The organism is Streptomyces sp. BF23-19, from assembly GCF_041106355.1.
In the GTDB taxonomy this organism is placed as follows: Bacteria; Actinomycetota; Actinomycetes; order Streptomycetales; family Streptomycetaceae; genus Streptomyces; species Streptomyces virginiae_A.
On record NZ_JBGBPT010000155.1, the window covers coordinates 1 to 9,419 of the forward strand.

The following is a 9,419-nucleotide window of genomic DNA, read 5'->3' on the forward strand; positions in this document are numbered from 1 at the left end:
GATGACCGGCGGCTGCGGCTGGTGCGCCTCGTGCCAACCGGGTGCGGCCGGCGGGTACGAGGGCGGCGGCGGGTAGGGCGCCGCCTCTGCGCCGGCCGCCCCTGGACGGCCACTCTGCGGAGGAGGCCGCCGTCGTCGAGCTGGTGAACCAGGAGCGCGCACTGGCCGGCTGCGGCCCGGTCCGGGCCAACCCGCCGCTCGCGACCCTGGCCGGAGCCTTCAGCCTGGACATGGCCACCCGCGGTTTCTTCAGCCACGAGGACCCCGAGGGCAACAGCCCCTGGGACCGCGCCACCAAGGCCGGGATCGCAGGCCTCGGCGGCGAGAACATAGCCCGCGGCCAGGGTGACGCCGAGGCCGTGATGAAGGCCTGGATGAACAGCCCGGACCACAAGGCGAACATCCTGAACTGCGAGTTCCGCACCCTGGGTGTCGGCGTCCACGTCGCGGCCGGCGGCCCCTGGTGGACCCAGGGCTTCGGTTTCTGAGACGAGCCCTCGAGGGCTCAGACCGCGGCGGCGGCCAGGGCCGCGCGGCCCGCGATGACGATGCGGGTCTGCTCGGTGACGCGGCGACCCAGGTGCTCGGCGGTCGCGATGTCGGCCTTGTGGACCGCGTCCGCGCCCTCGTCGGAGTTGGACTGGGCGGCGGCACCGGCGAAGAAGCCGAGACGGTTCAGGTCGTTCTCGGAGGCGGTGCTGGAGTTCCAGCCCGGCTTCAGGCCCAGGTTGATCCAGCTCATGCCGTGCTGCGCGGCCAGGATCTGGAAGAACTGCAGGGTGTGCAGCTTGTCGCCGCTCTTGGACGCGGAGTTCGTGAAGCCGGCCGCCACCTTGTCCTGCCAGGCGTCGCCGAACCAGCGCTTCGAGGAGGCCTCGGCGAAGACGTGGAAGGCGCCGGAGGCGGTGCCCATGTACGTCGGGGAGCCGAAGACGATCGCGTCGGAGGCGTCGAGCAGCTCCCACTGGGCGTCGTCGATCTCGTCGACCTTGATCAGGTGAACGGTCGCCCCGGCGTCCACGGCGCCGCTGCGGACCGCCTCCGCGACGACGGCGGTGTGGCCGTAGCCGGAGTGGTAGGCGATCGAGACGACGGGGGTGTGCGTGATTGCGGACAAGGCTGATCTCTCCCTCGGGAAAACTCTCGTCGCGGCACAGGACGTGGTGCGACGAGAGGAAGAGAATCACTAACTTTTGGAAAGCGCAACCCTCGGGTTAGCGCTGCCGGGGAGTACGCTGGTGCGCATGGAGACCCCCGCCTGTACCGAAGCCATCGACACCGAACAACCGTTCGATGTCTTCGCGCGCGCCTGCCCATCCCGGGAAACCCTCGAGCACGTCACCGGCCGCTGGGGCAGCCTCACCGTGGGCGCCCTGCGCGAAGGCCCGTGCCGCTTCAACGAACTGCGCCGCCGCGTGGAGGGCGTCAGCGAGAAGATGCTCTCGCAGACCCTGCACGCGCTGGAACGCGACGGCATAGTCAACCGCGAGGCGCAGCCCACGAACCCGCCGCGCGTCGACTACGAACTGACCCCGCTCGGCGTCGAGGTCGCGGACCGGCTGCTCGCGCTCATCCACTGCCTGGAGGGGAACATGCCGGCCGTACTGGGTGCCCGGGAGTCCTACGACGCCACGCGCGGCGGCCGCTGACAGCGCGGGCAGAAGTAGCTCGACCGGTTCATCCACGGTCGGCGCCGTATCGGCGTACCGCAGCGCCGGCAGGGTTCGTCCTCGCGCCCGTAGGCGTCGAGCGAACGATCGAAGTAGCCCGACTCCCCGTTCACGTTGACGTAGAGGCTGTCGAAGCTGGTGCCGCCGACCGTGAGGGCGGCGTTCATGACGTCCCGGGCGTGGCCGAGGAGTTCCGCGCTCCGAGTACGCGTGAGGCCCGCGGTCGGGCGCTCGTAGTGCAGCTTGGCGCGCCACAGCGCCTCGTCCGCGTAGATGTTGCCCACCCCGCTGATCAGCGACTGGTCCAGCAGCGCCCGCTTGACCGTGGTCCGCTTGGCCCGCAGCGCGAGGTGGTAGGCGCCTTCGTCGAAGAGCGGGTCCAGGGGGTCGCGCGCGATGTGCGCGATCACGTCGGGCAACCCGTCGGTGCTGTCGGCCGCGACCTCGTGCAGCGAGAGGCCGCCGAAGGTCCGCTGGTCCACGAAGCGCAGTTCCGTCCCGGCGTCGTCGTCGAAGCGCACCCGGATCCGCAGGTGCTTCTCGTCGGGGGCGTCCTGCGGCTGCACCAGCAACTGCCCGCTCATCCCGAGGTGCCCGAGCACGGACAGGTCCCGGCCCTCCAGCGGCAGCCACAGATATTTCCCGCGCCGCCGCGGCACTGCGACGGTCTCCCCGCGCAGGCGCGCCGCGAAGTCGGCCCCGCCGCCCGGATGCCGCCGAACGGCCCGTGGATGCAGGACCTCGACGGCCTCGACGGTCCGCCCGGCCACCCAGCGCTCCAGCCCCCGCCGCACGACTTCGACTTCGGGCAACTCGGGCACGGGGCACCTCCGGTGGGAGTGGATCTGATGCTCCCGGCGAGCGTACCGGCCGCCGGAAACGGCAACCGCCCGCCCCTGCGAGGCAGGGGCGGGCGGGTACATCCCGAAGGAAGGGTCAGGCGTCCGGCGCCGAGTCGGCGGGCGTCGGCACCCCGCCGTTCTCGGTCCCGGCCGAAGCCGGGACCTCGGCCGGAGCGGTGGTCGCGGCAGCTGCCGCGGCCGCGGTCCGCTCGTCCGCGGCGGCGCGGATCCCACGCCATGCGGACTCCGCAGCCTGCTGTTCCGCTTCCTTCTTGCTGCGGCCGGTGCCGGTGCCGTACGAGACACCACCGACGCGAGCGGCAGCGGTGAAGGTCTTCTCGTGGTCCGGACCGGTCTCGGAGACCAGGTACTCGGGCACGCCAAGGCCTTCGGCCGCCGTGAGTTCCTGGAGACTGGTCTTCCAGTCCAGGCCGGCCCCGAGGTTCGAGGACTTCTCGATGAGCGGATCGAAGAGCCGGTGAACCAGCTCCGAGGCCGCGTCGAGGCCCTGATCGAGGTAAACCGCGCCGATCACCGCTTCAAGGGTGTCGGCGAGGATGGAGGCCTTGTCCCGGCCACCCGTGCCCTCTTCGCCCCGGCCGAGCCGGATGAAGGAGCCGAGTTCGAGGCCGCGCCCGACCTCCGCAAGTGCGCGCGAGTTGACCACCGCGGCCCGAAGTTTGGCCAGCTGGCCTTCGGGGAGATCCGGGTGGGTCGTGTACAGCGTGTCCGTGACCACCAGGCCCAGCACGGAGTCCCCGAGGAACTCCAGGCGTTCGTTGGTGGGCAGACCGCCGTTCTCGTACGCGTACGAGCGGTGGGTCAGTGCACGCACCAGAAGGGCGGACTCGAGTTGATACCCGAGCCGCCCTTCCAGAAGCTTGTGGGACGAGGCCGCGTTGTTACTGTCTGCCTGCTTCTCAGCGTTGGACAGCTCAGACATTGCGCCTCTCACCAGCCGCTCAGACCTCGAGGACCTGGCGCTTGTTGTAGGTGCCGCAGCTCGGGCACGCAATGTGCTGGAGCTTCGGCTCCTGGCAACGCTCGCACGAAACCAGGGTGGGGACCGCAGCCTTCCACTGCGACCGGCGGTGGCGCGTGTTGCTGCGCGACATCTTCCGCTTCGGAACAGCCACGGCTACTTCTCCTGCTTCTCGGCGGCGCCCTGAACTCCGTCAGAGGCAGTGCCGCTCATGTTGTCCTTCTCGTCGTCCTGATCGGTCACGACGAGTCCTTGCAATGCCGCCCAACGGATGTCGACGGCGTCATGGTGGTGGTCCGGGTCGTCGTTCAGGCTGAGCCCGCAATCGGGGCACAGTCCGAGACAGTCCTCCCGGCACACCGGCTGCATGGGCAGTGCGAGCACCACCACATCCCGCAGCACGGGTTCGAGGTCGAACAAGCCGTCCTCGAGGAAGAGCGTGTCCTCGTCGTCCTCGGCGTCGTCGGCCGGTTCCGCCTTGGAGCGGCTCCGGTCGTCGGCGTCAGGGTACGAGAACATCTCCTGGAAGTCCGCCTTGAGCTCGCGCTCGACGGACTCCAGACACCTTACGCACTCCCCTACGGCCGACGCACGGGCGGTGCCTGTGACAAGCACCCCTTCCATGACCGACTCCAGGCGGAGGCTGAGCTTCACCGGGGCGCCTTCCGGCACTCCGATGACGCCGGCGAGACCGAAGTCCGCCGGTGCCGCGATCTCACGGGACAGCCGCTGCATGGCACCAGGACGCCGGCCCAGCTCGTGCGTGTCGAACACGAGGGGGTTGTGGTGGTCGAGGCGGGTATTCAGGGCCGTTCCTGCTTTCACAGATCGCTGAAGATCAAAAATTCCGCCGCACTAGGGCAGCATGGATCGCGGTGCATACGCGCGACCGAACAGCCAGGATACCCGGCGCGACGCCCAGCGCCCAATCCGGTACTACCGCCCCTGTTCGTACTGGCGCAGCTGGTCCAGGTTGATCATGCTCGTGTCGAAGAGACTGGTCTCGTCGAGCGAGGGCTGCTGGGCCTGCGGCTGGTACGCGGCGTAGGGGTCGGGCTGCTGCTGGTAGGCCCCGTACGGGTCCGGCTGCTGCTGGTAGCCGCCGTAGGGGTCCTGGTAGGAGTACGCGTCCTGCTGCTGGGCGGCGGGCTGGGCGGGCTGCTGGTAGGAGTACGTGTCGTACACGGGCTCCGCCTGTGCCGGGATCGGCGCCTGCCCGTGCGGCGGCTCCGGCTCGGCCAGCCCCGCCAGGAAGTCCGAGTCGCTCGCCGAGCGGGACTGCTGTCCGCCGACCGCGTCCTGGGCGGCCATGTGGACTCCCAGGTCGTCCGTCGGGACACGGCCCAGGAGCTTCTGACGACCGCGGCCCACGGCTTCCAGGGTCTTGGAGAGCACCGCCTCGAAGGTCGCCAGCTTGGTGTCCACGTAGGCGTCCGCCTGCTGCCGCTGCGTCTCGGGGTCGTGGCTGCGCTCGGGCGCTTCCATGTCGGGGTAGCCGTGCTCGTCCAGACCCGGTCCGCGGCCCAGCAGCTTCTCCCGACCCCGGTCCACCGAACCGATGGTCTTGCTCAGCACGACCTCGAAGTTCGCGAGCTTGCTGTCGACGTAGTCGTCGGCCTCGGCCCGGATCTCCTCCGCCTCCCGGCGGGCCTCCTCCAGGATCCGGTCCGCCTCGGCCTGGGAGCGCCGCGCGATCTCGGTGTCGGAAATCAGCGAACCGCGCTGGTTGTGGGCCGCGTCGATGATCCGCTCCGCCTCCCGGCGGGCCTCCTCGACCACCTGCTCCCGGCCGCCGATGAGCTCCTGAGCCTGCGCGAGGGAGCCGGGCAGCGCCTGGCGCACCTCTTCGAGCTGCTCCAGCAGCTCGGCGCGGTTGATCACACAGGAGGCCGACATGGGCATGGACCGGGCGCCGCCGACGGCCGCGACGATCTCGTCGAGCTTCTTCTGCACGTCCATGGGGGCTCGCACTCTCTCGGCCTCGGGCGGTTCCTGAGACGGACGGGACGACTGTAAGGCCATGGAGCGGGCCCCCGACACTGCCTGACGCCCTGTCGGCCGGTCAGCGGTTGCGCAGCCGCTCCAGGAGCGCCGCGTGGACGTGCGCCGGCAGCAGGTGGGCGACGTCGCCACCCCAGGTGGCGACCTCCTTGACCAGCGAGGAGGACAGGAAGCTGTAGCTGGGGACGGTCGGGACGAACAGCGTCTCGACGCCCGACAGACCCAAGTTCATCTGGGCCATCTGGAGCTCGTAGTCGAAGTCGCTGACCGCGCGCAGGCCCTTGACGATGGCGGGGATGTCCCGCTGCTTGCAGAAGTCGACGAGCAGACCGTGGAAGGACTCGACCTGGATGTTTCCGTAGTCGGCCGTCGCCTCGCGGATCAGCTCCATCCGCTCCTCGACGGTGAACAGGCCCTTCTTCGACTCGTTGATCCCCACGGCGACGTACACGACGTCGTACAGCCTGGAGGCCCGTCCGATGATGTCGAGGTGTCCGTTGTGAATGGGATCGAAGGACCCCGGACAGACGGCGCGGCGCAACTGAACTCCCTCGTTCATGAGTCTTCGCGGGTGAAGCCGGCGCGGCCGTACCACAGGGTGCCCTCGCCGTACTTGCGCGACCGGAGCGGCTCGAAGCCCTCGGGCCACGGGAAGGCACCGCTCCTGGTGCTGCGCTCCACGGTGACGAGCGCATCGTCCGTGATCCAGCCGTTGGACCGGAGTGTGAGGAGGATCTCCCGCAGGTCCGCGCTGTCCACGGCGTACGGCGGGTCCAGGAAGACGATGTCGTACGGGTCCCCGGCGGCCTTGGCCGCCACGATCTGCTCGGCCTTGCCGGCGCGGAACTCCGCGCCGGGCAGGCCCAGCGTCCGGATGTTGTCCCGGATCGCCTTGGCCGCCTTGGCGTCGGCCTCGACGAGCAGGGTGTGGGTCGCGCCCCGGGAGAGCGATTCCAGGCCGACGGCGCCGGAGCCGCCGTACAGGTCGAGCACCCGGGCCCCTTCGACGCCGTGCAGCGACTCCCAGGTGGAGAAGAGGCCTTCGCGCATCCGGTCCGAGGTGGGCCGGGTGCCGGTGCCGGGGGGCACGGCCAACCGGCGCCCGCGGGCACTACCGGCGATCACGCGGGTCATCTGGGGTCCTTCGGTACGGCGGTGGGTGGAGTGCCCCGGCGCTGCCGCGGCACTCCAACGATAGGTCGTGCCGCTCAGCCCTTCTCCAGGTACTGCTCGCGCTCGGTGTCGAGCAGGGCGTCCAGCGCGGTCCGCAGGCCCGGCAGGTCCTCCAGGGCGGGGTCCTCGGCGACGACGCGGGTGGCCTCCTCCCGGGCCTCGGCGATGACCTCCTCGTCCTCGATGACGGCGAGCATGCGCAGCGAGGAGCGGACCCCGGACTGGGCCTGGCCGAGTACGTCGCCCTCGCGGCGCTGTTCCAGGTCGATCCGGGAGAGTTCGAAGCCGTCGAGGGTGGCGGCGACGGCGGCCAGCCGAGCCCGGGCGGGACTGGCCTCGTGCATCTCGCTGACCAGCAGGCACAGGCCGGGCGCGGAGCCACGGCCGACGCGGCCGCGCAGCTGGTGGAGTTGGGAGACGCCGAACCGGTCCGCGTCCATGATCACCATGACGGTGGAGTTGGGGACGTTCACCCCGACCTCGATGACGGTGGTGGCGACCAGCACCTTGACCTCGCCGGCGGCGAACCGGCGCATGACGTCGTCCTTGTCGGCGGGGTCCATCCGGCCGTGCAGGACCTCGACGCTCGTCCCGGCCAGGGGTCCGCGGGTGAGCTGCTCGGCGATCTCCACGACCGCGAGCGGCGGCCGCTTGTCGCCGTCGTCCTCGGCGGCCTTCTTCTTGGGATCGTCCTCCCCGTCGCCGATGCGGGGGCAGACCACATACGCCTGGTGCCCCTTCTCGACCTCCTCGCGGACCCGTTCCCAGGCCCGCGCGAGGAAGTGCGGCTTGTCCTTCGAGGGCACCACGTGCGTCGCGATCGGGGAGCGTCCGGCCGGCAGCTGGTCGAGGACGGAGGTCTCCAGGTCGCCGAAGACGGTCATGGCGACCGTGCGCGGGATCGGGGTCGCCGTCATGACCAGCAGGTGCGGGGGCTGCTTCCCCTTGGACCGCAGCGCGTCGCGCTGTTCCACCCCGAAGCGGTGCTGTTCGTCCACGACCACCAGGCCGAGGTCGTGGAACTGCACCTTGTCCTCGATCAACGCGTGCGTGCCGATCACGATCCCGGCCTCGCCGGTGACCAGGTCGAGGAGGGCCTGGCGGCGTGCGGGCATCCCCATGGAGCCGGTGAGCAGGACGACCTTGGTGCCCTGGTCGGAGCCGCCGAGCATGCCCCCTTCGGCCAGCTCGCCCATCATCTCGGTGATGGAGCGGTGGTGCTGCTGGGCGAGCACCTCGGTGGGCGCGAGCATGGCCGCCTGCCCGCCGCTGTCCACGACGGCGAGCATCGCCCGCAGGGCCACCATCGTCTTCCCGCTTCCGACCTCTCCCTGGAGGAGGCGGTGCATGGGGTGTTCGGTGGCCAGGTCGTCGAAGATCTCCTTCGAGACGGTCTGCTGGCCCTGGGTGAGGGTGAAGGGCAGTTTCGCGTCGAAGGAGTCGAGCAGGCCGCCGGGGACCGGGCGCCGCGGGACGGCCGGGAGCTGGGAGTCGGCGTGCCGGCGGCGGGCCAGGGCGACCTGGAGGACGAAGGCCTCGTCCCACTTCAGGCGCTGCCGGGCGTCCTCGATGTCGGCCTTGGTGCCCGGCCGGTGGATCTTCAACAGCGCCTCGGTCAGCGGGACCAGCCCGCGCCCCTCGCGCAGGGCGGCCGGCAGCGGGTCCACGGCGTCCTGGGCGCTGGGCAGCACCGCGTCCACGCACTTGGCGATCTTCCAGGACTCCAGCTTGGCGCAGGCCGGGTAGATCGGGATGAGCTGGTTGGCGAAGGCGGTCGCGGCGTCCCGGTCGGAGGCGTCCTGGCCGAGCGGCTCGTAGGCGGGGTGGGAGAGCTGGAGCTTGCGGTTGAACATGCCGACCTTGCCCGCGAACATGGCGCGCGTCCCCGGCAGCAGGTCCTTGTGCGGCTTGTGCACACCGGCGCCGAAGAAGACCAGCTGGAGGCGGCCGCTGCCGTCGGTGATGGTCACCTCCAGGCGCTTGCCGCGGCCTCCGTTGAAGGTCAGGATCCGGGCGTCGGCGACCTGCGCGACGACGGTCACGTGCTCGTCGATCTGGTCGGCGAGCTCGGTCAGCGAGGTCAGCTCGCCGCGCTCGGCGTACCGCCGCGGGTAGTGATGGAGCAGGTCCAGGGCCGTGTGCAGGCCGAGCTGCTCGGCCAACACCTTGGCGGTGGCGGGACCGAGTGTCTTCTTGAGGTCTTCGTCGAGCGCGGGCACGTGTTCCATTGCACACCATGGCGCTGACAAGCCCGCTATTCCACCCCGATGAGGAGCGGTGCCGAGTACCGGCCGCCCCGGTAGGTGACGGTGTCCACGGCGAGGTGGCCGTGCTGGACGTAGGCCTCCAGGCGTTCGGCGACGGCGTCCGGCACATCGGGTCCCAGGACCAGGGTGACGAGTTCGCCGCCGGATCCCAGCATCCGGTCCAGGACGGCCTCGGCGGTCTCGGGCAGGCCCGCGCCGATGACCGCGACGTCCCCGTCGATGAGGCCGAGCACGTCGCCGGCCTGGCAGATGCCGGCCGAGGTGAAGGACTGACGTTCGGCGACGGCCAGTTCCCCGTACCGGGTGGCTCCGGCCGCCGCGGTCATGGCGACCACGTCCTCGTCGAAGCTGCCCTCCGGGTCGTGCACCGCGAGGGCGGCCAGGCCCTGGACCGCGGAGCGGGTGGGGATCACGGCCACCCGTACGCCTTCGGCGCGGGCCTGTTCGGCCGCCGCGGCGCGGGTCTCCTCGAAGAGGGCGTCGG

The 9,419-nt window shown here is 70.6% G+C and carries 10 protein-coding genes and 2 pseudogenes; 2 read left to right on the forward strand and 10 right to left on the reverse strand.

Features of this window, described 5'->3' with window-relative positions:
- Positions 1–113: 113 nt before the first annotated feature.
- Positions 114–488 (forward strand): annotated as a pseudogene (locus AB8A24_RS42230) (CAP domain-containing protein); the annotation flags it as partial.
- 17 nt (positions 489–505) lie between these two features.
- On the opposite strand, the gene AB8A24_RS42235 reads toward AB8A24_RS42230, so the two are convergent.
- Complete coding sequence (locus tag AB8A24_RS42235) at positions 506–1,117, reverse strand: flavodoxin family protein (RefSeq protein ID WP_030773542.1); 612 nt, start codon at positions 1,115–1,117, stop codon at positions 506–508.
- A gap of 127 nt (positions 1,118–1,244) precedes the next feature.
- Between AB8A24_RS42235 and AB8A24_RS42240 the strand changes: the two genes are divergently transcribed.
- Positions 1,245–1,649: a helix-turn-helix domain-containing protein gene (locus AB8A24_RS42240; RefSeq protein ID WP_030718446.1), complete on the forward strand. Its 405-nt coding sequence runs from the start codon at positions 1,245–1,247 to the stop codon at positions 1,647–1,649.
- Here the strand turns inward: AB8A24_RS42240 and mutM are convergent.
- The 9 genes and pseudogenes from mutM to AB8A24_RS42285 all read right to left on the reverse strand — a co-directional run.
- Positions 1,622–2,491 (reverse strand): bifunctional DNA-formamidopyrimidine glycosylase/DNA-(apurinic or apyrimidinic site) lyase, encoded by an 870-nt coding sequence (mutM, locus tag AB8A24_RS42245; RefSeq protein WP_369479155.1) that lies wholly within the window; start codon positions 2,489–2,491, stop codon positions 1,622–1,624. The genes AB8A24_RS42240 and mutM overlap by 28 nt on opposite strands.
- Before the next feature lie 115 nt (positions 2,492–2,606).
- On the reverse strand, positions 2,607–3,455 hold the full coding sequence (rnc, locus tag AB8A24_RS42250; RefSeq protein WP_037863208.1) for a ribonuclease III: 849 nt from the start codon (positions 3,453–3,455) through the stop codon (positions 2,607–2,609).
- A 19-nt stretch (positions 3,456–3,474) separates the two neighbouring features.
- Entirely contained in the window at positions 3,475–3,648 is a 174-nt protein-coding gene (rpmF, locus tag AB8A24_RS42255; RefSeq protein ID WP_003965982.1) for a 50S ribosomal protein L32, read from the reverse strand.
- A gap of 2 nt (positions 3,649–3,650) precedes the next feature.
- A complete protein-coding gene (locus AB8A24_RS42260; RefSeq protein WP_328965833.1) occupies positions 3,651–4,301 on the reverse strand; it encodes a DUF177 domain-containing protein in 651 nt (216 codons plus the stop codon).
- A gap of 129 nt (positions 4,302–4,430) precedes the next feature.
- Complete coding sequence (locus AB8A24_RS42265; RefSeq protein ID WP_328961489.1) at positions 4,431–5,453, reverse strand: cell division initiation protein; 1,023 nt, start codon at positions 5,451–5,453, stop codon at positions 4,431–4,433.
- 103 nt (positions 5,454–5,556) lie between these two features.
- Positions 5,557–6,036 carry a pantetheine-phosphate adenylyltransferase gene (gene coaD, locus AB8A24_RS42270; RefSeq protein WP_030718431.1) on the reverse strand — a complete coding sequence of 160 codons (480 nt, stop codon included), beginning with the start codon at positions 6,034–6,036 and terminating at the stop codon, positions 5,557–5,559.
- A gap of 14 nt (positions 6,037–6,050) precedes the next feature.
- Entirely contained in the window at positions 6,051–6,629 is a 579-nt protein-coding gene (rsmD, locus tag AB8A24_RS42275) for a 16S rRNA (guanine(966)-N(2))-methyltransferase RsmD (protein ID WP_266379329.1), read from the reverse strand.
- A 74-nt stretch (positions 6,630–6,703) separates the two neighbouring features.
- The gene (gene recG, locus AB8A24_RS42280) at positions 6,704–8,896 is read right to left on the reverse strand and encodes an ATP-dependent DNA helicase RecG (protein WP_328961490.1); all 2,193 of its coding nucleotides are present in this window, start codon (positions 8,894–8,896) and stop codon (positions 6,704–6,706) included.
- 26 nt (positions 8,897–8,922) lie between these two features.
- Positions 8,923–9,419: pseudogene (locus tag AB8A24_RS42285) on the reverse strand (dihydroxyacetone kinase); the annotation flags it as partial.

Bases quoted from the DNA above. Each gene is read 5' to 3' on its own strand.
- AB8A24_RS42240 (WP_030718446.1), top strand. From the start codon at position 1,245: ATGGAGACCCCCGCCTGTACCGAAGCCATCGACACCGAACAACCGTTC.
- rnc (WP_037863208.1), bottom strand. From the start codon at position 3,455: ATGTCTGAGCTGTCCAACGCTGAGAAGCAGGCAGACAGTAACAACGCG.
- AB8A24_RS42265 (WP_328961489.1), bottom strand. From the start codon at position 5,453: ATGGACGTGCAGAAGAAGCTCGACGAGATCGTCGCGGCCGTCGGCGGC.
- recG (WP_328961490.1), bottom strand. From the start codon at position 8,896: ATGGAACACGTGCCCGCGCTCGACGAAGACCTCAAGAAGACACTCGGT.
- rsmD (WP_266379329.1), bottom strand. From the start codon at position 6,629: ATGACCCGCGTGATCGCCGGTAGTGCCCGCGGGCGCCGGTTGGCCGTG.